Here is a 21,494-nt window from a genome sequence, read left to right as displayed (position 1 = left end):
TCCGCGCTGTACGTGAGTCACGTGTCTGGGAGGGCGCATGAGTCCACAAATCGCAACGATCATCGGCCTGGTGATCATGTTCATCGTCGCCACGGCGATGCCGATCAACATGGGAGCTGTCGCCTTCGCGCTGGCCTTCATCATCGGCGGGCTGTGGGTCGACATGGGGGGCAAGGAGGTCCTGGCCGGATTCCCCGGCGATCTGTTCCTGACCCTGGTCGGCATCACCTACCTGTTCGCCATCGCGCAGAAGAACGGCACCATCGACCTGCTGGTGCACTGGGCAGTGAAAGCAGTGCGTGGCCATATCGTGGCCATTCCATGGGTGATGTTCGTGATCACCGCGGTCCTCACCGCGTTCGGTGCGCTGGGCCCGGCGGCGGTCGCGATCATCGGCCCGGTCGCCCTGCGCTTTGCCAAGCAGTACAACATCAATCCACTGATGATGGGCCTGCTGGTCATCCATGGCGCCCAGGCGGGCGGCTTCTCGCCCATCAGCGTGTACGGCAGCATCACCAATGGCGTGGTGCAGAAGGCCGGGCTGGAAGTGACTGAAATGGCGGTGTTCCTGACCAGCCTGGGCTTCAACTTCATGATGGCCACGATCTGCTTCTTCGCCTTCGGTGGCATCGCCCTGCTGCGTCGTGGCTCGATCACAGCGGCGGGAACGATCGGCAATGCCGAGCTGGCGATGGCCGGTGGCCCCCAGGCATCGTCACGCCAGTTCGCCATCGAAGGCCACGGCGCGCTGGTTGCCGCTGGCGGGGGCACCCTGTCCAATGATCCGGCGGCGCTGGATGCGGTGAACCTGACCCGCGAGCGGCTGTTCACCCTGATCGGCCTGCTGGGCCTGGGTGTTGCCGCGCTGATCTACAACCTCAACGTCGGCCTGGTCTCGATCACCGTGGCGGTGGCACTGGCGTTGCTGTCGCCACAAAGCCAGAAGGGTGCGGTCGATGGCATCAGCTGGTCCACCGTGCTGCTGATCTGCGGCGTGGTGACCTACATCGGCGTGCTGGAACATGCCGGCGCGGTGGACTTCATCGGAAACGGCGTCTCCGACATCGGCATCCCGCTGCTCGGTGCGCTTCTGGTCTGCTATGTCGGCGGCATCGTCTCGGCATTCGCCTCGTCGGCCGCGGTGCTGGGCGCAACGATTCCACTGGCCGTGCCGTTCCTGATGCAGGGCCACCTCAGCGCGGCCGGCGTGATCTGTGCACTGGCAGTGTCGTCCACCATCGTCGATGTCAGCCCGTTCTCGACCAATGGCGCCCTGGTGGTGGCATCGGCGGCGAAGGAAGAGCGCGAAACGCTGTTCCGCCGCTTCCTGGTCTACAGCGGGCTGGTGGTCGCGCTGGGGCCGCTGCTGGCCTGGCTGGTGTTCGTGGTACCGGGATGGATGTAAGCAGGTGCGTGGGGCGCCGGACCATTCCGGCGCCCTGCGAGCGGGTTAGCGTCGGCTGGGTAGAGTCGACTGTTAGTTGTGATCTCTCGGTAGGTTGTTCATCCGGGGCATCTTTGGAAAATGGTGGTTACCACACCTGTCCAGTCCCCAAAGAGCCCGGATGAACCACCATAAAAATGCCCGTTTGACGCCGTTTAGTCGAGAACTTCTTGTCCGCCGCATCACTGAGCAAGGCCTTCGGCCAGAAGAGGCCGCCCAGGCTTGCGGGGTGAGTGTGCGCACGGCTTACAAGTGGCTGGCCCGGTATCGAGCCGAGGGCTTGAGTGGGCTGCAGAACCGCAGCTCCCGGCCCAGCCGCAGCCCCCATAGCACCCCCGAGGCGCTCGTTGAGCAGATCGTCCGGCGTCGACGTCAACGGCAAACCTACCTGACCATTTCCAAGGCACTGGGCGTGGCTCACAGCACCATTTCACGACTGATGCGTCGAAGAGGACTCAATCGCCTGTGCCTTCTGGACCCACCGAAGAAGGCGGTCCGGTATGAGTACGACAGCCCGGGCGGCTTGCTGCACTTGGATATCAAGAAACTCGGCAACTTCCGCCGGCCCGGGCACCGGGTCGATCCGAATCGGCGTGGCAACGCTGGCGGCGGTGGCTGGGGCTATGTCCATGTGGCCATTGATGACCACTCCCGAGTCGCTTTCAGTAGCGTTCACACCGATGAGAAGGGCTCAACGGCCTGCCAGGCGCTGCTGGCCGCCGTGGCGTACTACAGGACGCTGGGAGTCACCTTCCAGCGTGTCCTGACTGACAACGGCGCCTGCTATCGCTCCGGCGTCTTCGCTCGACTCGTCGCCTCGTTGGGCATGAAGCACTATCGGACCAAGCCCTACACCCCGCGAACCAACGGTAAGGCCGAGCGCTTCATCCAGACCAGCTTGCGCGAATGGGCCTACGCCTGCGAGTACGCTTCGTCAGAGCAGCGCGACGCCGTGCTGCCTGAATGGCTGCACCACTACAACTGGCACCGACCCCACATGGGGATCGGCAGCCAACCGCCTATTTCCAGAATCCCGCTGAACAACGTGGTGGGTTTACACAGTTAGTCGACTGCCCTTCGTTCCGACGGCGAAAACCCCGCGCTGCGCGCGATAGTCGACTAACAGTCGACTCTACCCACCCGTTTCCCCCAACCCGTTTCCCCATCGGTTTCCGCCCGCATTGCAGGTCCCACGCATGGAGGCAGTACACTTTCCGCCATGGCCATCGCTCCTGCCCCGCGTTCACCGAAGAAGCGTGCCCCTCTGTATGAAGAGGTGGCCGAACACGTGCGCGAGCGCATCTACGATTACCGGCTACCGCCGGGCGAGTGGATCGACGAGCCCGCGCTGTGCGAAGAACTGGACATCAGCCGCACGCCCCTGCGCGAAGCGCTGAAACTGCTGGCCGCCGAAGGCCTGGTGCAGATCGATGCCGGTCGTGGCGCGCGGGTCACCCGGCTTACGCTGGAAGACCTCAACCAGCTGTTCCCGGTGATGGCGATGCTGGAAGGCCGCTGCGCGCATGAAGCGGTCAAGCATATCGATGATGCTGGGGTACAGCAGCTGGAAGACCTGCATGCGGCGATGGAAACTGCTGCGGCCAAGGGCAACATCGCCGAGTACTACCGCAACAACTACCTCATCCACGAAACCGTGCAGCACTATGCCGGCAACCCGTGGCTGATCCGCATCACCCACGACCTGCACCGCATCCTGAAGATGCACCGTGGCCGCCAGTTGCTGACCCCGGGCCGTACCGCGCAGTCGCTGGCCGAGCACCGCGAGCTGATGGAGTGCTTCCGACGCCGCGATGCGCAGGCTGCTGAACGCACCATGGAGCGCCACCTGCTCAGCCAGGGCCAGGCGCTGGCCGCCTATGTGGCGGCGGGAGGCCTGCTGAACGTACCGGCGCCGTTGCCGACCGAAGGCGGCGGTTGAGCGGATGAGGTTGCCGGCCAGCGGCCGGCACTACCAGGACGTGACCTTGGCCGGCACCCCGGAACGTCTCATCAATCGCCGCCACCGCAGCTGCCGCCGTCACTGCTGCCACCATCACTGCTGCAGTCGGAGCTGCTGTGGTTGTGCTGGCTGTCGTTGTCGCCGGAATACCCGTCCGAGTAATCGTAGGCGCCGCCGAGACCGTTGTCCCCCCGGCTGCCCGAGCCATCGGCGGTAGCCACCGCCATGCACAGGATTGCGCCCACCAGCGGCAGCAACCAGACCAGCAGCAGCTGCACCGCCCGGCCACCAGCCGAAAGCCCATCGCGCCTGATGATCACCACGGTGGCCACCACGTTCAGGCCCAGCACCAGCAGGACCAGCATAAGGGCGACGATCAGCATGCGGCAGTTCCGTGCCTGGATGTGGGGGCATTATGGCCCGCCGCGCCGGCATTGGCCCTGCTTGTCATGAAGATGGGACAATGTAGGGCGCGCCGGCCTGCCCCCGGGCCGCCGGCGCCCCCCGCACCACACGGAAGAAGAAGAACAACAACATGCTGAAAGTCATTTTCGATACCGACCCGGGCGTCGACGACGCCCTGGCGCTGCTGTACCTGCACAAGCACCCCCAGATCGACCTGATCGGCGTCACCACCACCTTCGGCAACGCCTCGGTGGAGTCGACCACGCACAACGCGCTGTACCTGAAGCAGGCCTGGGGCTTTGCCGCCCCGGTCGCGCGCGGCGCCGCAGGCCCGCTGCAGCCGGAAGCCACGCCGGAAGCCTGGCCGGTGCACATCCACGGCCACAACGGCCTGGGCAACCACCCGGTGCCGGCCGATCTGGACGTGGCCGCTGACACGCGCTCGGCCGCGCAGCTGATCATCGACCTGGTCCGCGCTCATCCGGGCGAAGTGACCCTGGTCGCCGTGGGCCGCATGACCAACCTGGCCCTGGCCCTGCAGCAGGCCCCGGACATCGCCGGCCTGGTTCGCGGCGTGGTGCTCATGGGCGGCGCCTTCCACGTCAACGGCAACATCACCCCGGCCGCCGAGGCCAACATCTGGGGCGATGCCGAAGCGGCCGACGTGGTGTTCACCACCGATTGGCCGGTCACCGCGATCGGCCTGGACGTGACCACCCGCGTGGAAATGGACCGCGACGGCCTCGACAAACTGGCCGCCCTCGGCGGCGCCGACGCCGAGTTGGTGCGTGCGCTGTCGCAGGACTACGTGGACTTCTACCTGCAGGCCGGCCACAAGGGCATGGTCGTGCACGATTGCTGCGCCTGCATCGCGCTGACCCGTCCGGAGCTGTTCCAGTTCGAGCGTGCCAGCGTGCGCGTGGCCACCGACGGTGTTGCCCGTGGCATGACCATTCCCAAGCCGGAAGGCATGGGCTTCGGCCCCAGCGTGTGGGATGGCCACGTGCTGCAGTCCGTCGCCATCGGCGTGGATGCGGCCGCGGTACTGGCCGACATCGAGCAGACCCTGAAGGTCTGATCGGCTAGCGTCTGACCCTGCCCGGGACGGTCTCGGGCAGGGTCCACAGCGCCGGCAGCACCAGTACCGCCACCAGCGCGATCATCGCGCCCGGCGCCGCCGCCCAGCCGCTGCGTTCCACCCACCATTGCGCCAGCCACGGCGTCGCGCCGCCGAACACCGCGGTGGCCATGGTCACGCCCAATGCCAGTCCGCTGACCCGGCCTTCGCCCGGGAACTGCTCGGCCGTGGCCGGTGCCGCGACGGCGCTCACGCCACCGGCCACGCAGGCCAGCAGCACCGCGGCCAGCGCGATGCCCCACACCGAGGCCTGCGCCATCCACGCGAACAGCGACAGCGGCAGCAGCGCCGCCAGCAACGTCAGGCCCAGCAGCATCGGCCGCCGCCCGATGCGGTCGGACAAGGCGCCGCACAGCGGGGTGATCACAATCACCGCCACCGCCGCGATCGTCGACAACCACAACGCGTCGCCCTCCTCGTGGCCCTGCGCGTGCAGGAATGCCGGCACATAGGTGATGCCCACGTAATAGGTGATCGAACCCAGCGCCGAGATCGCGAAGGTGCGCGCCACCGCAGCAGGATGATTGCGCAGCACATGCCACAGCGGCGTGGCGGGAATGCAGCCCTCGCGCCGTTGGCGCTCGAACTCGGGCGATTCGTGCATGCCAGAGCGCGCGACCAGGATCACCAGCGCCAGCGCGGCACCCACGAAGAACGGAATGCGCCACCCCCAGCTGTCCAGCTGCGCGGTGGGCAGCAGCGCGACAGTGAGCGCGGAAATCGCCACCGCCAGCAGCGCGCCCACTTCACTGGCTGCCGAAGCCAGCGAGGTGACCAGCCCGCGTCGTCTCTCCGGCGCGCTTTCCAGCAGGTAGGCCACTACGCCGGTGTATTCGCCCCCCACCGAGAATGCCATCACGCAGCGCAGCACCAGCAGCAGCACGCCAGCGGTGGCGCCTGCGGTGGCCGCTGTCGGCAACAGCGCAGTGGCCAGCATCGCCGCTGCCATCAAGGCCATCGACGCCAACAGCATCCAGCGCCGGCCGAGCCGATCGCCCAGGTGGCCAAAACACAGCGCGCCCAGCGGGCGCATCAGATAGGACACCGCAAAGCCGGCCAGTGTCACCAGCAGCGCCTGCTCGCCACCGCCGAAGAACACCCGTGACAGCACCGTGGCGAAGTACAGGTACAGGGTGAAGTCGTACCACTCCACTACCGTGGACAGGCCGGCCACCCACATCGAGCGCTGCCGCGCCGCGGTCATTGCGTGTTCGCCTTCAACAGCCTCGTTCCCGTGGGTGCAGGTTCCGGGCAGGGTGTCACGACCCGGGTGAAATGCCGGTCATCGGCCATCCATCGGCTGCATGTACTGCGTCTCGTGCCCGGTGAAGCGCTCACCGTCAAAGCCAAAGCAGAACCGCCCTTCCTCGAACGCGCGATAGACAAGCAACGCGCCATCCAGGCAGAACTGCTGCTGGTCCACACCCGTTTCCAGGGTTCCGTAGCGGATGGCGTCTCCGCCCTTCTCCGCTGGCCCGGTGAAGGCATCGATCGGCAATGGCGTGGCGCGTCCGGTGCGGGTGTCGACCAGCACCACCGAACGCTGGAAGAACTCAGGACGATCATCGACCTGCACCAGCAGGTAGTGCTGGTTGAAGTTCGGCGTCTCGTTGCTGAGGGCTTCCTCGATGCGCGCCACGTGCTGCGCATCGCAGAAATCGACCGGGCTGTAGCGATAGCTGCACCCGTCGTGGTCGTAGGGCAGGTTCATGCCGGAATAGCTCACGCCTGCCTGGCTGCCCAGGTCGTCTCCCGGTTCCGGCGTGCTGCACAGCAGCCACGAGCGCTGTGCATCCTCGGGATCGGCCATCAGCTTCGGCTCCCGGCCCTGCTCGTAAGCCGTACCACCCGGAAAGTCCCGGCCGAAGCGCTGGTGAACGATCACGCCCGCGGTCTCCAGCGGCAGGCCGATCTTCGCCCCGCGGAACGAAACGAACGTCATCGTCGGCAGGATCACCTCCTCCACCGGCAATCCCTTCCATTGCCCACGCATGCAGAACGTGGCGATCTCGTTTTCCTCGTCCACCTTGCAGGGTTTCGGCGCGTTCGCGGCCAGCCAGGGATGGGCCGGGCGATCGGCCTGAGGGTCGATGTACCAGCCGTCCAGCGCACAGGTCGGCAGCGCATCCAGCAGCGGAGAGAGGTCGGCGCTGGCGGTCGGCATCACCGCCGGTGGGGCTGCAGGCGTGTGTTCGGCCGGTACCTCCGGCGAGCGCTGGCAGGCCAGCAGCAACCCTGCGCTGATCAGCAGCGCGACACTGTGTGCGTGCCCGATTGAAGGGTGGCGTCCCTGCATTGCGTGGTGCTCCCTGGTTTCAACACTCGCTGCAGATGATCGCTGATCCCGGTGCCATGCAGGAACGTCGCAGATCCCACATCGGGGTCAGAGCCCTTTGCTCCCGCAAAGGGATCCGCCCCCGCCAGCTACCCCGGCAGCTGCAATTCGGCCCGCAGGCCACCGCCCTCACGGTTGTGCAGCCGCAGCGAGCCGCCCAGCGACTGCGCCAGCTGCACGGCGATGGCCAGGCCCAGCCCGGTGCCGCCGGTATCGCGGTTGCGTGAGCTTTCCAGCCGATGGAACGGTGCCAGCACGGCCTGCAGCTGGTCCTCCGGGATGCCGGGGCCGCGGTCGGACACGCTGATCCACGGCCGGCCTGCTGCATCGCGCCCCGCCTCGATCTCGGCACTACCGGCGTAGCGCAACGCGTTGTCGACCAAATTGCCGACCACCCGCCGCAGCGGCTGCGGCCAGGTCTGCACGGTCAGGCCTGTGGGCGCGCCACCACTGACCGCCTTGCCCATGTCTTCATAGTCGCCCACCACGCTGGCCAGGAACGCACCAAGATCCATCGCCACCGGCGCGCCACTGGCCACGTGGCTGCTGCGCGCATAGGCCACGCCTTCGCGCACCAGTTGCCCCAGGTGGTCCAGGTCATCCAGCAGGCGCTGCTGGGTGGCATCTTCGGGCAGGGTTTCCACGCGCAGCTTCATGCGCGTGATCGGCGTCTGCAGATCGTGCGAGATGGCCGCCAGAATCTGCAGCCGCTCGCTGACATGGCCACGGATGCGCGCCTGCAGTGCATTGAGCGCGGCTGCGGCCGTGCCCACTTCGGCGGGGCCGTCTTCGGGCAGCATCGGTGCGTCCTTGCCAGGCTGCAGTTGCTCGACGGCGTGCGAGAGCTGCCGCAGCGGGCGCAATGCCAGCCGCACCGCCAGCCACGCGCATACCAGCAGCAGGGCCAGCTGCGCCAGCAGTACGGCCGGCAGCCAGCGCGCCAGCGGCAGGCCCGACGGTGTGACTTCGATGGTCAACGGTGAACCGTCGTGCAGGCGCAGCTCCACTTCGAAACGTTCCGGCAGGCGTGCCACCTGCCGCGCCTGCAGCGGATAGCGGTGTTCCAGGCTGTCATCGATGATGGCGGTGACCTGGCGCGCACGATCGGTTTCCAACGCCGGGCCGGCCTCTGCCGGGCGCAACAGGTAGCGGTATGTACGCCGCTCCAACCGCGGCACCCAGGCCTGGCGCTGGTCGGCCGGCAGGTGTTCCAGCAGGGCCACGCTCACTGCTACATCCTCGTCCAGGTTGCGCAGCATCATGCTGCGGGTGGACTGGTAGCGTTCGTAGAACAACAGACCGAAGGACAGCGCATGGGCCAGGATCAACCCGCCCAGCAGCACCAGCAGCAGGCGCGCCGACAGCGTGCGCGGCCACGGCAGGCGGCGCGCGCGGGCGTTCATTCCTGCGGCCCCAGTAGCTGCACCGGCACGCTGAACACGTAGCCTTCGCTGCGCACGGTCTTGATGTAGGTGGGCTCACGCGCGTCATCGCCCAGGCGCTGGCGCACGCGGCTGACCAGGAGATCGATGGAACGATCGAACAGTTCTGCATCACGGCCCTGGGTAAGGCTGAGCAGCTGGTCGCGGCTGAGCACGCGGTTGGCGTGGTCGAGAAACACGCGCAGCAGGCGGAATTCCGCACCGCTGAGCGGATAGGCGGTGTCCTGCGCATCCAGCAGATGGCGGGCAGTGGTATCCAGGCGCCAGTCGCCGAAGGCCAACTGGCGGCCGGCTTCGCTCACCTGCAGGTTCGGCGGCAGCATCTGCGTGCGTCGGATCACCGCATTGATGCGCGCCAGCAGTTCGCGTGAGGAGAACGGCTTGGTCACGTAGTCATCGGCGCCCATTTCAAGGCCGATGATGCGGTCGGTTTCATCGTCGCGGGCGGTCAGCAGCACCACCGGCACCGCGCGATGCTTGCCGGCACGCAGGTTGCGGCACAGGCTCAGCCCGTCCTCGCCGGGCATCATCACATCCAGCACCACCAGGTCCACCGCGTGGGTATCCATCAGCGCGCGCATCGCACGGCCGCCATCGGCCTGGCTGACGCGCAGGCCGTTGCGCTGCAGGTAGTCGGCCAGCATCTGGCGGATCTCGCTGTCATCGTCGACGACAAGGATGTGCGGTACGTGGTTCATTGCGTTCTCGATGAAGACGGAGGTCAAGGCCGCGCGGCGCGGCCATGGTAGCGCGGCTCAGGGGCTGGCCAGCAGGCGCTGGATCTCGCTTTCGGTACGCGCGTAGTCGCCTTCGCCGTAGTGGCGGTAGACCACTCTGCCCTGCCGGTCGACCAGGTAAAGCGCCGGCCAGAAGCGGTTGCCCCAGGCGTTCCAGATCCGGTACTGGTTGTCCTGCACCACCGGCCAGGTGATATCCAGCCGCGCGATGGCCTTGCGCACATTGCCAGGCAGGCCTTCGTAGGCGAACTCCGGTGTATGCACGCCGATCACCTGCAGGCCCTGCCGCGCGTAACGCGCATGCCACTGGTGCACATGAGGTGCCACGTTGAGGCAGTTGCTGCAGGCATAGGTCCAGAACTCGACCAGCACCACCTGCCCTCGCAGCTGGTTCAACGCGAGCGGTGGGCTGTTGTGCCAGGGCCCGCCGCCATCGAACCCGGCAGCAGGAGCGGCCTGCACCGGATGCGCATCGGCCTCCGGGCTGGGCCAGGCCATCAGCAGCGCCGCCCCACCCAGCAGGCCCAGCAGCAACGGCAGTACATACACACGCAGCCCGGCCATCGTTCAGCCCCCCTGCTCGGCCAGCGGCAGTTCGGCCGGCTTCACGCCTGCGGCTTCCAGGATGCCGTCAGCCACCTGGGCCGGGTGCGAGAGGAGCGACACATGGCTGCTGCCGATCGATTGCAGCTGCGCGCCAATGCGCTTTGCGGTAGCCGCCTGCAGCTGCGGCGACAACATGCGGTCGTCACGGCTGAGCACGTACCAGCTCGGCTTGCTGCGCCATGCGGCCACGGTGACGGGCTCACCCAGAGCGCTGGCCTTCAATGGCACCTGCGTGCTGTACAACAGTGCGGCGGTCTTCTTCATCACATCCGGTGCGAAGTCCTGGGCGATGGCGTCGGCTGGCAGGGTCAGGTAGCCGTCCTTCTCCTGCAGGCGCGTCAGGCCCGGGCCGACCGGATAGCCCTCGCCCTGCTGTGCCGATGACTGCCCGGCATCCGGTGCGAATGCGGCCACGTACACCAGCGCCTGCACCTTGGGATCGTTGCCCGCTTCGGTGATGACCGTTCCGCCCCAGCTGTGGCCGACCAGCACGACCTTGCCCGGTGCGGCGGCAATCGCGCGACGGGTGGCGGCCACATCGTCGGCCAGCGAGGTGAGCGGGTTCTGCACCGCCACCGCCCGCAGCTTCCAATCGTGCAACGTGGTGATGACCTTGTTCCAGCTGGAGCCATCGGCGAAGGCGCCGTGTACCAGGATGACGGTGGGCGGGGCGCCGGCATCGGCCTCGGCGGCGAACGCAGGCGTCGCGACGCCGGCAAGGGCGAGGGCAGCGGCGAGCAGGGTGATGCGGATCATGGGGGTACTCCGGTGTTGGGAGTGGCCATTTCCGCCTGGGGATGTATCGGCGCTGTTTCGCTGCGAGGCAGAGTTGTACCGGACTGTAGGGCGGCGGCGGGTTCCTACAGTTGGATACATTCGGCCGCCGGGCATGGCCCGGCACAACCGCAGCCGGGTGTCCTCACGCGTACATGCGGGGAACCTTCTCCACCCGGTAGCGCCAGGCCATGCCCGGCGGACGCCCGACCCGGCGCCTTTGTATCTGACTGTACGAAACCCCTCACACAGCCACAGTCGCTGACAAAACCCCAGGCAACAGCACACGTTGCCGATACCTGCGCCGCCTGAAATGGCCTTCATCGACCACTGGCCCGCAGGACACCACCATGATCAGCACCGCCTCTTCCGTGTACACGCCCCGCCTGGACGCCGTCGGCCGCTGGCTCTCGCCATTGGCGCTGCGCACCCTGCTGGCCTGGGAGTTCTTTGAATCCGGCCGCGAGAAGCTGGCCGGCCAGAACTGGTTCGCCGACCTGGAAGGGCGTTTCCCTTTCCCGTTCTCCACCCTGCCCGCGTCACTCAACTGGCAGCTGGCCACCTGGCTGGAACTGGTGGGCGCTGTGATGCTGCTGCTGGGCCTGGCCACGCGCTCGGTGGCCTACATCTTCTGGGTGCTGACCCTTGTTGCCATCGCCGCCGTGCACTGGCCCGACCAGTGGAACGGCCTGGGCGAACTCTGGCAGGGCTATGCGATCACCGACCAGGGCTACGGCAACTTCAAGCTGCCGCTGCTCTTCCTGGCCATGCTGCTCCCACTGATCCTCAACGGCGGCGGTGCGCTCAGCCTGGACCGCCTGCTGGCCGGCCCGCAGCGCGCCACGGCGGGCAACGACGGCCTCGGCTGGGGCGTGAGCCTGATCGCCCTGCTGCTGCCGGTCGCCACGCTGCTGCCCGGCGTTGGCTTCGGTGGCGCGCTGCTCGGCGGCGCCCTGCTGCTGGGCTACGTACTGCGCCGTCGCCGCAACGCCTGATCCGCATCGCCCCTTCCCGCGCTTCTTCCCTTCGTTTCCGTCGCCTTCAAGCGGCGTCCATCCCGCACGCCCTGCGTGCCAATCCCAAGGAGTCATCATCATGTCCGTCTCGACCAAGAACACCGCTGCTTCCCGTCTGCCGCGCATCGGCGCCATCGGCATCGCCCTGGCCGGTGGCCTGCTGCTGGCTGGCCAGGCCGCCGCGATCCAGCCACTGGCCATCGGTGCCGCGGCGATGAGCGCCGCCGCCGAAGGCAAGTGCGGTGAAGGCAAGTGCGGCGCCAACAAGGCCGCCACCGGCAAGCCTGCCGGCAAGGCCAAGGTGGCCGAAGGCCAGTGTGGCGAAGGCAAGTGCGGCGACGCCTCGTTTGCCCGCACCGACCGTGACCACGACGGCCGCGTCTCGCGCGCCGAGTTCAATGCGGTGGCGGCCACGCGCGCCGCCGAATTCGACCGCATCGACACCGACCACGACGGCTACATCAGCGAGCAGGAAGCGCACGACTACCTGCGCAGCGTCTACACCGCCAACGGCAGGCCGATGCCGAAGGGTCTGTTCTCCCGCGTCAACGACTGATCGTTCCCCACCCGGCGCCGCCCTTGCGGCGGCGCCACTGCCCTGGAGTACCGTCGCATGCACTTGCCCCTGCCTTCCGCCAGCGCCGGTCTCGGCCTGCGCCGTGGCCTGATCGATGAACTGCTGGCGATGCCGGCCAATGCCATCGACTTCCTCGAAGTGTCGCCGGACAACTGGATCGGGGTTGGCGGTGCCCACGGCGCGGCGCTGCGCCAGTTGAGTGAGCGCCATCACCTGACCTGCCACGGCCTGTCGCTGTCGCTGGGTGGTCCGGACCCGCTGGATCGCACGCTGCTGGGACAGACGCGCGCCTTCCTCGATCTGCACCAGGTGCAGCTGTACAGCGAACACCTGAGCTACTGCGCCGCCGGTGGCCATGTCTACGATCTGCTGCCATTACCGTTCACCGCCGAGGCCGTGCGCCACGTTGCCGGTCGCATCCGCCAGGTGCAGGACACACTGGGCCGGCGCATCGCCGTGGAGAACATCTCCTACTACGCTGTGCCGGGTGCGGACATGAGCGAGATCGACTTCATCACTGCAGTGCTGGCCGAGGCCGACTGCGACCTGCTGCTGGACGTCAACAATGTCTTCGTCAACGCCTGCAACAACGGCTACGACGCCTTCGATTTCCTGACACGCGTGCCGGCGCATCGCGTCGCCTCGCTGCACGTGGCCGGCCACTTCGACGAGGACGATGGCTTCAAGATCGACACCCACGGTGCGCCGGTGAAGGGCGTGGTCTGGGCGCTGCTGCATGAGGCCTATGCGCGTGTCGGCGTACGCCCCACCCTGCTGGAGCGCGATTTCAACTTCCCGCCTTTGGCCGAGCTGCTGGCCGAGGTCGAGCAGATCCGCCACGCGCAGGCCGATGTGCTGCTGCCCGAGGTGGCCCATGGCTGAGCCGCTGGCCACCCTGCAGCAGCGCTGGGCCGACCATGTACGCGACCCATCGATGCCCGCGCCTGAGGGCGTCGATGCACGGCGGATGGCAGTCTACCGCCGCCTCTGCATCGACAGCCTGGACAGCCTGCTGGCAGGCAGCCTGCCGCGCCTGCAGGCGCAGCTGGGTGATGCCTGCTGGCGCGACGCCGTGGAGCACTACTATGCGCGGCACGCCTGCCATACCCCGCTGTTCCCGCAGATCGCCGGCGAATTCGCCGCGTGGCTGGGCGTGCAGGCAGACCTCGCGCTGCCGGGCTGGGTGGCGGAACTGGCGCATTACGAAAGCACGCAGCAGGCACTGCACATTGAAGCGCGGGACGCCGGCCAGCAGCCATTGCATGCGCCACAGGCAGGCAGCGTGCTTGCGCTGTCTCCGCTGGTGCGGGTGGTGGGCTACCGGTGGTCTGTGCATGAGGATGTCGGGCTGAGTGGTGCGCCGACCACGATGCCGACGTTGCTGCTGCTGCGACGCCTCGATGACTTCAGCCTGCAGGTACAGGAACTTGCACCGCTGGCATATGCGCTGCTGTCGGCGTTCGGCGATGACGGCGGCCGTGCGGAAGACGCGCTGCAGGTACTGGCCGACCTGCATGGCGTGGCCGCCGACGAACTGCGCACAGCCTGCATTCCGCTGCTGGGCGAGCTGTGCGCGGCCGGCGTGCTGGTTGTGACGAACGACCGTTGAGGGTGCCGGTCAGCGCCCGGCACTCCCCATTCCTTGACCGGCCAGCGGCCGGCACTGTCCCCTCTCCATTCTTCGAGGTCTGATCATGGCTGCTTCCAATACCTCCTTCCTGCACGGCTGGCGCCTGTTCGTGGCCATCGCCGTGGTCCTGATCGCCTTCGCACTGGCGGCGTTCACCCTGCAGCCCGACGTGGTCGAGGGCAGCCGCGCGGCGATCCGGGTGACGGCACGCACATCGTTCCTGCTGTTCCTGGCCGCCTTCACCGCATCCTCGTTCGCCAGCCTGCTGCCCGGCCCGTTCACCCGCTTCCTGTTGCGCGAGCGTCGCATCGTCGGCCTGTCGTTCGCGTTCTCGCACCTGCTGCATGCGGTGGCGATCACCGCCTTCGGCATCCTCAATCCCGCGTTCTGGCCGGCGCGCTCGGCCCTGGCCAACCTGCCGGGCACGATCGGCTATGTAGCCATCCTAGCCCTGGCCATCACCTCGCATCGTAGCATCGCCCGCCGCATGGGCCCCACCGCGTGGCGTCGCCTGCACGTGACCGGCATGTGGATCATCGCCGCAGTGTTCACCTATTCGTACTTCAAGCGCGTGCCCGGCAACTTCTGGTACGCAGTGCCCTCCGCGTTGCTCTTCACCGCCGTCGTGGTGCGTGCGATCGCCAAGCGGGCGCAGTCGCTGCGGCGCAATGCGCATGCGCGGCCGCCGCTGCGGGCGGCCTGACGGGCCGGGGTCGGATTCCTTTGCCGTTGGCAAAGGGATCCGACCCCACCAGGCCATCCCAATCAGCCGTCACGTGTGACGCAATAGGCCACGTAGGCATCGAGGATCTTCTGCATCCGGGCCTGCTGCTTCGCGCCCATCGGCACCCGCTGCACGCGCTTCAACAGCGTCTTCCACATGTATCCGGAGCGGAAGAAGTATGGCCGCACCTCGAGGAAGGTCAGCACGACATCCACCGTATTCGGATCGTGCTCAGCCAGTTGCTTCAGTGCGTTGGCGTAGCCACCCGGGAACGCAAGCTGTTCATAGCGTTGGTTGTATTCCGCGCAGGCTGCCGCATGCCGCTGCATTTCTTCCGGACCACGCCAGCGCGCGCCAGCGGCTTCGCGGATGGCTTGGCGCAGCCGGTTGATCTCGTCCGCATTGGCGCGGATCAGGCGTTCCATGGGCGCGCGGGTATGGGACATGGGTCCTTCCATGTGGTTTGCCAGGGGTCAGATCCCTTTCCGGCAGGGAAAGGGATCTGGCCCCACTTCAGGTCACTGGGCGCGGCGCAGGGTGATCAGGGTGATTTCCGAAGGCACGCCGATGCGTGCCGGGAATCCGGCCCACAGGCCAGCGCCATTGCTCACGTACAGGGTCATCCCGTCCACCTCGTAGCGGCCGGAGACGTAGCCGCCGTTGGCCCGCTTCACCAGCTGGTCCATGCCGATGATCTGCCCACCGTGGGTATGCCCGGACAACTGCAGTTTCACACCGCGCGCGGCGGCCTCACGCGCATTGCGTGGGCGATGATCGAGCAGGATCACAGCTGCGGACGGATCGGCCCCCGCCAGCGCAGCCTGGAGATCCGGCAACGGCAGGCCGTAGCGTGCCGCCACCGGGTCGGTGACACCGGCGATGGTCAGCGCCGCATCACCGCGTCGTACCTGCAGGTGACTGTTCTCCAGCACCTGCATGTTCAGCGCGCGGAACGCCTGCATCCAGTCCTGGTACTGCGCGTAGTATTCGTGGTTGCCGGTGATGGCAATGACGCCATCCGGCGCCTGCAGATCGGCCAACGGACGCGCGTCGTCGCGACGGGCCTCGACACTGCCGTCGATCAGATCGCCGGTGATCACGACCAGGTCCGGCTTCAGCGCGTTGCTCTCGTCCACCACGCTGCGTACCCAGTCGCCGGTCAGCAGGCGGCTGGCGTGGATGTCGGTCAGCTGCAGCACGCGATAACCATCGAACGCGACCGGCAGATCCTTGATCGCCACGTCGATCTGCCGAGGCTGGGGCACGGCCATGCCCTGGCTGATGCCATAGCCACTCACAAGCAGGGCCAGCAGGCCGGCCAACGGCCGCAGCTGCGGTGCGCGCAGGGCCGCTACCATGCGCGGCCAACGGAGCAGGCGCGAAAGCAGCAGGCCGGCATCCAGTACCAGCATCACCAATGCCAGCAGCAGCACCGCAGTGGAGCCGGTAGCCAGCACGGCGATGGCCATCTTCGGGATTTCCGGCGACGCCATCGAGCCCCAGAAGGTGGCCACGATGCGAAGCTGCACGGCCACGGCCACCACCAGCAGCGACAGCACGACCTTCAACCCGATGGGCATGCGCAGCGGCCAGAACAGGCGCCAGGCCACATACAGGCCCATCAACAAACCGATCGTACTCAGCACTGCAACCATCCATGACAGAAAGCGGGCCCGCCATGGTGACGGCTGCGGGCCGCGTTGTGTAGAGCCGGGCCATGCTGCGCTGCTTTGAATGTAGAGCCGAGCCATGCTCGGCTGCATCCGCGAAGCCGAGCATGGGCTCGGCTCTACAACGGCGGGTCGAGGCGCTCGACCCGCAGGCGGGCAATGCGGCGCTTCTCCATCGCCAGCACGGTGATGCGCACGCCGGCCACGTCCACCGCATCACCGATGTCCGGCAGGCGACCCAACTGCTCCAGCACCAGGCCGGAGATGGTCATGTAGTCGGTACTGCGCGGCAGCGACAGGCCGGCCAGGCGCTGCAGGTCGTCCAGGGTCAAGGCACCATCGGCCTCCCATTGGCCTTCCCCCTGCGCGACCACGCCATAGCGTTCGTCCTGGGTATCGACCAGATCACCGGCAATCGCCGCCAGCAGGTCGTTGGCCGTCACCAGGCCTTCCACGCTGCCGTACTCGTCCACCGCCACCGCCAACGGCACCGGATGCTGGCGGATCAGCTCCAGCGCCTGCAGCGCACTGGCGCTGGACAGCACGTACTGCGGCTCGCGCAGGTTGCCTTCCAGCTGCAGCGGCCTGCCCTGCAGCAGGTCGGCCAGCAGATCGCGGCTCTGCACCACGCCGCGCAGGCTGTCCAGATCACCATCGCCGACCAGCAGGCGGGTGTGCGGCGACGCCACCAGGCGTGCCACCACATCGTCCTGTCCACGCGCCAGGTCGATCCACTGTACGTCGGCGCGCACGGTCATCACGCTCGACACCGGGCGATCGGCCAGGCCCAGCACGCTGCGGATCATCTCGTGCTCGGCCGGCTGCAGGCGTTCCCCGGCATCCACAGGTTCGTCGGCGCTTTCCTCATCGTGGCCATTGGCCGGACGCGCGCCGAGCATGCGCAGCACCGCATCCGCAGTGCGCTGGCGGAACGGCTGGCGGCGCTCGTTGCGCTCGCGGTTGAAGCGTACCCACTGGTTGAACGCTTCGACCAGGATCGAGAAGGCGATGGCCGCGTACAGGTAGCCCTTCGGAATCTTGTAGCCCAGGCCCTCGGCCACCAGGCTGAAACCGATCATCAGCAGGAAGCCCAGGCACAGCACCACCACCGTGGGATGCTTGTTGACGAAGCGGGTCAGCGGCTTGCTGGCCACCAGCATCAATGCCATCGCGATGGTCACCGCGGCGTACATCACGCCCAGGTTGTCGACCATGCCGACCGCAGTGATCACCGAGTCCAGCGAGAACACCGCATCGAGTACCACGATCTGTGCCACGACCATCGCGAAGCTGGCGTAGACCTTCTTGCCATTGTCCTCATGCTGGCGGCCTTCCAGCCGCTCATGCAGCTCCATGGTGCCCTTGAACAGCAGGAACAGGCCACCGCCCAGCAGGATCAGGTCACGTCCGGAGAAGCTGTGATCGAACAGCGTGAGCAGCGGCTCGGTCAGTTTCATGATCCACGCCAGCGCCGCCAGCAGCACCAGCCGCATCAGCAGGGCCAGCGCCAGGCCGATCACGCGCGCGCGGTCGCGCTGGTGCGGCGGAAGCTTGTCGGCAAGGATCGCGATGAACACCAGGTTGTCGATGCCGAGAACGATCTCCAGCACGACCAGGGTTGCAAGGCCCATCCATATCGAGGGGTCAGCCAACCATTCCATTTCAGGTCCGTTTCGTCAGTAGGTAAGGGAAAAGGGAAAGCACTCAGTCAGCGTCCTGCGCCTGCGTCGGGTCATGCCCGAGCAGATCACCGGGCGTGCACTGCAGCTCGCGGCAGATCGCATCAAGTGTGGAAAAGCGGATGGCGCGCGCCTTGCCGGTCTTCAGGATCGACAGGTTGGCCAGGGTGATGTCGATGCGCCCGGCCAGCTCGGACAGGGTCATGCCCCGTTCCTGCAGCATGCGGTCCAGGGTGATGACGATCGCCATCAGATGACACCGTCGAGATCGTCGCGCATGGCTGCGCCCACGGCGAAGACGCGCGCCAGCACGAACAGCATCAGCACCGCGACCAGGCCGGTGATCGACATGCCGCCGCCGACCTCCATCCAGGTGAAGTCCGGCCCCATCCAGGCCGCGTAGGCACCGATCAGGATCGACAGCAGTTCCATCGACAGCATCAACCAGGCCATGCGCTGCAGGCGCCGTGCATTGGCGTGGGTGAACGGCCGCTCGCGCGCGGCCGACTTCAGCAGCCTCAGCAGATGGCGCAGGAACAGCAGGCACAGCACCAGCAGCGCGACGATCGCGCCCAAGCCCAGGCAGAAATGCAGGAACAGGTCGCTGCCATGCACGGCAGCTGCATCAGCGTCGTGGACGCTGTCGAGCAGCCAACTGCGGTCGTGGGCGACCAGCGGAACGGCCAGCAGTGCAGCCAGGATGCCCAGCCAGCACATCGCCCGCACGGCCTGTACGGCGGCCTGGGCCAGGGTGAACAAGCCTCGCGTGGGTCTGGCGCGGGCGGGACGAGCGGTCAAGCAGCCTCCGGTGTTGGGGTGGCCTCGCCGCCCCGGGGTAGATTTATCGATAAACGATATATCACATACCGCGTGAAAGGCTGAACCGCAGGCACGACTCCTGTCAGGGCCCGGGCGCGCCCTGCTCCAGCATCGCTTCACCCGGCGTCGCCGAGGCCATCGCCTGCACGCCGGCATCGGCGGCCTGCCGCGTGACCAGGCGGAAGCGCACCTGCAGCTTGCCCTGCCACGGCGTGGCCCAGCCGTACTGGATGGCCACCTGATCGGCCGACAGCGGCCCACGTCCCGGCAGCGACCGCACCTGCAACGGCTTCGGCGCTGCCTGCACCAGCCGCGCGAAGCCCTTCTGCACCACCGCCGCATCGGCCTTTTCGGCGTAGACCGTGCAGGTGCCATCATCGGCCCAACTGACCGCATAACGGCCACTGGCCAGCGGCACCATCCACGCCACGCCTGATTGCCCCTGCAGCAAAGTGGTGGCCTCGGCAGGCGGCAGCGGCGACAGCCCATTGGATTCCATCAGCGACTGCAACCGTGCCGGCGCACCGATGTGCTGCATGCAGGCGGTATCGAACAACTCGCTGAAGGGATCCTGCGCCGGGGCCTTGGCCTTGGGAGTACGCGCGGGTTGCGCCACCCCCAGGGTGGGCAGCAGGGCCAAAGCCAGCCAGAACGCAGGGCGCATCGGGATTCCACGCTACGGAAAACAGCAGGGAGGATGGCAAAGCCCGGGCGCGCCGCGCAATGGGTCATGGCTTGACAGCCTCGCCCGGCGCGAGCAACATCAGTTAACGAATTAGTTAATTAGCTCGCCATGGACCGTATCTTCGAAGCCCTCGCCTCCACCGCCCGCCGGCAGATCCTGGCCTATCTCAGCGCCGGCGAACTCAGCGCGGGCGAGCTGGCCGAGCGCTTCGACTTCAGCAAGCCGGCGTTGTCCAGCCACCTGCGCATCCTCGAGGAGGCCGGACTGATCGAGCGCGAGAAGCGCGGCCAGTTCGTGTACTTCCGCCAGGTGCCCGACCGCCTGGCCAACACGCTGTTCTCCTGGGCCGCCGAAGTCTGCCCGGTCGGCGGCCCGCTCAAGCGTGAAGCCCGCGCCCGCCGCAAGTCCCCCGCCCGCTGATCCGCCCCCGCCAAGGAGCATGACGATGCCTGGTTCGACCCGCGATCGCCGTTCGTTTCCAGCAGTGCAGCTTCCGGCACAGGATGGCGGCAGCCCGACCGAAGTCACCCTGATCGCGCAGCTCGGCATCGGTGCCGGTGACGCGCTGGTGAGCGACGCCGGCCAGCGCCAGCGCCACCACCCTGCCTTCATCGATGCGCTGGATGAGCCTTCGGCGCGGCTGGGTGGCATGCACCTGCAGCACGGCGATGCCTCCTCGCTGTACAGCTTCATGGTCGGCGCCGGTGGCCATCCGTTCCATCGCCACGCCGGTCCGCGCATGTTCACCGCCATCGCTGGCAGCGCCGGTGCCGAGCTGCGCTTCGCCACCGCTTCCGATGCGCAGCTGGCAGCAGATCCCGCTGCCTTCGCGCGGACCCTGCGACGCATCTGCATACCACCGGATTGCCTGTTCACCGTGCGCTTCGGCGGTGGCACCTGGCACCAGTTCGCGTCGAACCATCCTGCACATCCGGCGCTGTTTGCGCTGTCCTGCCACAGCGATGAACTGGCAGGCCGAATGAGCGAACAGGCCCGTGCGCAGGTGGAGCGCAATGCCGCCGATATCCCCAGCCTGACCGAGGTGTTGCCGGACTCGCACTGGCCTTCGGAAACCACGCTTGCGGCGGCACCGTTGCTGCAGCTGTCGCTGCAGGCGGCAGCTCCCAGCCTGTGCGCGCATCTGTGCGCGCGCACCCGCGCCCTGCTCGGCCCGCTGCGCCGCATCCCGCTGCGGCCGCTGCGCGGGTTCGTCGAACGTGCCACACCGGCCTATCCAATCCACGCGCGACGCGCCGCCACTGATGGCCTGCTGCCTACCGCGCTGCCGCACAGCCACTACCAGGACCTGACCACGCTGCGCCTGGAACCCTCGCAGGTGGCCCACCGTTCCGCGTCGGCGCTGCTGGCCGACGTACTGGAGGGCTTCCTGCGCAACCCACCCAGCGGCGTAGGCCATCTGATGGCGCTGCGCAACCGCCTGGTGGCGCCGTTGCGGTTGCGCACTTCGCCACTGGGATGCCCGGTGTCGTCACTGCTGTCGACCGATCGCAGCCGGCTGTTCGCCGGTCGATTCCCGGTGCTGGATTCGCACATCGACACGCAGGACAACTGCGCCGAAGTCCTGCTCGGCGCCGACGATCGGCACCTGCGCTTCCGCAGCAGCGTGCGCGTGCAGCGGCGTGCCGATGGATACATCGAGATCAGCCTTGGCTCACGCGTTCAGACCCTCAATGCGTTCGGCAGCATGTACATGGCACTGATCGACGCTGCGCACCGGCACTATGTCGCGCCGGCGCTGCTGCGGCGTGCGGTGGAGCATGCACTGGCGCCGGAACTGGCTGATCTCGATGCGTGGGCCGCACGCCCGGTGCACTGATGATGCCGGCCTGCGG

At 67.3% G+C, this 21,494-nt stretch carries 24 protein-coding genes; 11 read left to right on the top strand and 13 right to left on the bottom strand.

All coding sequences use genetic code 11. The features are described 5' to 3' along the window. Positions 1 to 37 precede the first annotated feature (37 nt). The 3 genes from ACZK29_RS05700 (at position 38) to ACZK29_RS05690 (ending at position 3,383) form a co-directional block, all read left to right on the top strand. Positions 38 to 1,405: an SLC13 family permease gene (locus ACZK29_RS05700; protein ID WP_106549399.1), complete on the top strand. Its 1,368-nt coding sequence runs from the start codon at positions 38 to 40 to the stop codon at positions 1,403 to 1,405. A 160-nt stretch (positions 1,406 to 1,565) separates the two neighbouring features. After that, positions 1,566 to 2,510, top strand: coding sequence for an IS481 family transposase (locus ACZK29_RS05695; RefSeq protein ID WP_478446404.1), 945 nt, complete (start codon positions 1,566 to 1,568; stop codon positions 2,508 to 2,510). 153 nt (positions 2,511 to 2,663) lie between these two features. Next, on the top strand, positions 2,664 to 3,383 hold the full coding sequence (locus tag ACZK29_RS05690; RefSeq protein ID WP_111204038.1) for a GntR family transcriptional regulator: 720 nt from the start codon (positions 2,664 to 2,666) through the stop codon (positions 3,381 to 3,383). Positions 3,384 to 3,454: 71 nt separating this feature from the next. On the opposite strand, the gene ACZK29_RS05685 is transcribed toward ACZK29_RS05690, so the two are convergent. Beyond that, positions 3,455 to 3,787 (bottom strand): hypothetical protein, encoded by a 333-nt coding sequence (locus ACZK29_RS05685; RefSeq protein ID WP_111204037.1) that lies wholly within the window; start codon positions 3,785 to 3,787, stop codon positions 3,455 to 3,457. Positions 3,788 to 3,939: 152 nt separating this feature from the next. Here ACZK29_RS05685 and ACZK29_RS05680 point away from each other — a divergent pair, with 152 nt between their 5' ends. Continuing rightward, positions 3,940 to 4,887, top strand: a complete 948-nt coding sequence (locus ACZK29_RS05680) for a nucleoside hydrolase (RefSeq protein WP_111204036.1) — start codon at positions 3,940 to 3,942, stop codon at positions 4,885 to 4,887. Between the two features lie 4 nt (positions 4,888 to 4,891). Here the strand turns inward: ACZK29_RS05680 and ACZK29_RS05675 are convergent, their stop codons facing one another. From ACZK29_RS05675 to ACZK29_RS05650, 6 genes are all read right to left on the bottom strand, one after another. Then, positions 4,892 to 6,151: an MFS transporter gene (locus ACZK29_RS05675; RefSeq protein ID WP_478446782.1), complete on the bottom strand. Its 1,260-nt coding sequence runs from the start codon at positions 6,149 to 6,151 to the stop codon at positions 4,892 to 4,894. A 78-nt stretch (positions 6,152 to 6,229) separates the two neighbouring features. Next, positions 6,230 to 7,243 carry a hypothetical protein gene (locus tag ACZK29_RS05670; protein WP_111204034.1) on the bottom strand — a complete coding sequence of 338 codons (1,014 nt, stop codon included), beginning with the start codon at positions 7,241 to 7,243 and terminating at the stop codon, positions 6,230 to 6,232. Between the two features lie 128 nt (positions 7,244 to 7,371). Then, positions 7,372 to 8,685, bottom strand: coding sequence for a sensor histidine kinase (locus ACZK29_RS05665; RefSeq protein ID WP_111204033.1), 1,314 nt, complete (start codon positions 8,683 to 8,685; stop codon positions 7,372 to 7,374). After that, the gene (locus ACZK29_RS05660) at positions 8,682 to 9,422 is read right to left on the bottom strand and encodes a response regulator (RefSeq protein ID WP_107230172.1); all 741 of its coding nucleotides are present in this window, start codon (positions 9,420 to 9,422) and stop codon (positions 8,682 to 8,684) included. Before ACZK29_RS05660 ends, ACZK29_RS05665 begins: the two co-directional genes overlap by 4 nt. A 57-nt stretch (positions 9,423 to 9,479) precedes the next feature. Further along, positions 9,480 to 10,025 (bottom strand): redoxin family protein, encoded by a 546-nt coding sequence (locus ACZK29_RS05655; RefSeq protein WP_111204032.1) that lies wholly within the window; start codon positions 10,023 to 10,025, stop codon positions 9,480 to 9,482. 3 nt (positions 10,026 to 10,028) lie between these two features. Further along, the gene (locus ACZK29_RS05650; RefSeq protein WP_111204031.1) at positions 10,029 to 10,823 is read right to left on the bottom strand and encodes an alpha/beta fold hydrolase; all 795 of its coding nucleotides are present in this window, start codon (positions 10,821 to 10,823) and stop codon (positions 10,029 to 10,031) included. A gap of 368 nt (positions 10,824 to 11,191) precedes the next feature. Here ACZK29_RS05650 and ACZK29_RS05645 point away from each other — a divergent pair, with 368 nt between their 5' ends. The 5 genes from ACZK29_RS05645 (at position 11,192) to ACZK29_RS05625 (ending at position 14,767) form a co-directional block, all read left to right on the top strand. After that, a complete protein-coding gene (locus ACZK29_RS05645) occupies positions 11,192 to 11,836 on the top strand; it encodes an HvfX family Cu-binding RiPP maturation protein (protein ID WP_111204030.1) in 645 nt (214 codons plus the stop codon). A 100-nt stretch (positions 11,837 to 11,936) separates the two neighbouring features. Next, the gene (locus ACZK29_RS05640) at positions 11,937 to 12,413 is read left to right on the top strand and encodes an HvfA family oxazolone/thioamide-modified RiPP metallophore (protein WP_111204029.1); all 477 of its coding nucleotides are present in this window, start codon (positions 11,937 to 11,939) and stop codon (positions 12,411 to 12,413) included. Between the two features lie 57 nt (positions 12,414 to 12,470). Continuing rightward, complete coding sequence (locus ACZK29_RS05635; protein ID WP_111204028.1) at positions 12,471 to 13,316, top strand: HvfB family MNIO-type RiPP peptide maturase; 846 nt, start codon at positions 12,471 to 12,473, stop codon at positions 13,314 to 13,316. Next, complete coding sequence (locus tag ACZK29_RS05630) at positions 13,309 to 14,043, top strand: HvfC family RiPP maturation protein (RefSeq protein WP_164146688.1); 735 nt, start codon at positions 13,309 to 13,311, stop codon at positions 14,041 to 14,043. Before ACZK29_RS05635 ends, ACZK29_RS05630 begins: the two co-directional genes overlap by 8 nt. Positions 14,044 to 14,128: 85 nt before the next feature. After that, positions 14,129 to 14,767, top strand: coding sequence for a ferric reductase-like transmembrane domain-containing protein (locus ACZK29_RS05625; RefSeq protein WP_111204026.1), 639 nt, complete (start codon positions 14,129 to 14,131; stop codon positions 14,765 to 14,767). A gap of 62 nt (positions 14,768 to 14,829) precedes the next feature. On the opposite strand, the gene ACZK29_RS05620 is transcribed toward ACZK29_RS05625, so the two are convergent. The 6 genes from ACZK29_RS05620 to ACZK29_RS05595 form a co-directional block, all read right to left on the bottom strand. After that, complete coding sequence (locus ACZK29_RS05620; RefSeq protein WP_478446781.1) at positions 14,830 to 15,213, bottom strand: hypothetical protein; 384 nt, start codon at positions 15,211 to 15,213, stop codon at positions 14,830 to 14,832. A gap of 93 nt (positions 15,214 to 15,306) precedes the next feature. Further along, positions 15,307 to 16,443 carry a metallophosphoesterase gene (locus ACZK29_RS05615; RefSeq protein ID WP_111204024.1) on the bottom strand — a complete coding sequence of 379 codons (1,137 nt, stop codon included), beginning with the start codon at positions 16,441 to 16,443 and terminating at the stop codon, positions 15,307 to 15,309. Between the two features lie 134 nt (positions 16,444 to 16,577). Next, complete coding sequence (locus tag ACZK29_RS05610) at positions 16,578 to 18,119, bottom strand: TerC family protein (RefSeq protein ID WP_111204023.1); 1,542 nt, start codon at positions 18,117 to 18,119, stop codon at positions 16,578 to 16,580. 43 nt (positions 18,120 to 18,162) lie between these two features. Beyond that, positions 18,163 to 18,387, bottom strand: a complete 225-nt coding sequence (locus tag ACZK29_RS05605) for a helix-turn-helix domain-containing protein (protein ID WP_010483459.1) — start codon at positions 18,385 to 18,387, stop codon at positions 18,163 to 18,165. Beyond that, a complete protein-coding gene (locus ACZK29_RS05600; protein ID WP_111112829.1) occupies positions 18,387 to 18,854 on the bottom strand; it encodes a DUF2975 domain-containing protein in 468 nt (155 codons plus the stop codon). Before ACZK29_RS05600 ends, ACZK29_RS05605 begins: the two co-directional genes overlap by 1 nt. Before the next feature lie 184 nt (positions 18,855 to 19,038). Beyond that, positions 19,039 to 19,620: an NMCC_0638 family (lipo)protein gene (locus ACZK29_RS05595; protein WP_478446780.1), complete on the bottom strand. Its 582-nt coding sequence runs from the start codon at positions 19,618 to 19,620 to the stop codon at positions 19,039 to 19,041. Between the two features lie 129 nt (positions 19,621 to 19,749). On the opposite strand from ACZK29_RS05595, the gene ACZK29_RS05590 reads away from it, so the two are divergent. Both ACZK29_RS05590 and ACZK29_RS05585 read left to right on the top strand, forming a co-directional pair. Continuing rightward, positions 19,750 to 20,061: a metalloregulator ArsR/SmtB family transcription factor gene (locus ACZK29_RS05590; protein WP_004147836.1), complete on the top strand. Its 312-nt coding sequence runs from the start codon at positions 19,750 to 19,752 to the stop codon at positions 20,059 to 20,061. A gap of 25 nt (positions 20,062 to 20,086) precedes the next feature. Further along, entirely contained in the window at positions 20,087 to 21,478 is a 1,392-nt protein-coding gene (locus tag ACZK29_RS05585) for a DUF2867 domain-containing protein (RefSeq protein WP_111202996.1), read from the top strand. Positions 21,479 to 21,494: the final 16 nt, after the last annotated feature.

This window comes from Stenotrophomonas sp. 89682_Sma (assembly GCF_056481405.1).
Note: the sequence above shows the minus strand (reverse complement) of the source record. Positions and strands in the feature narration are given on the sequence as shown.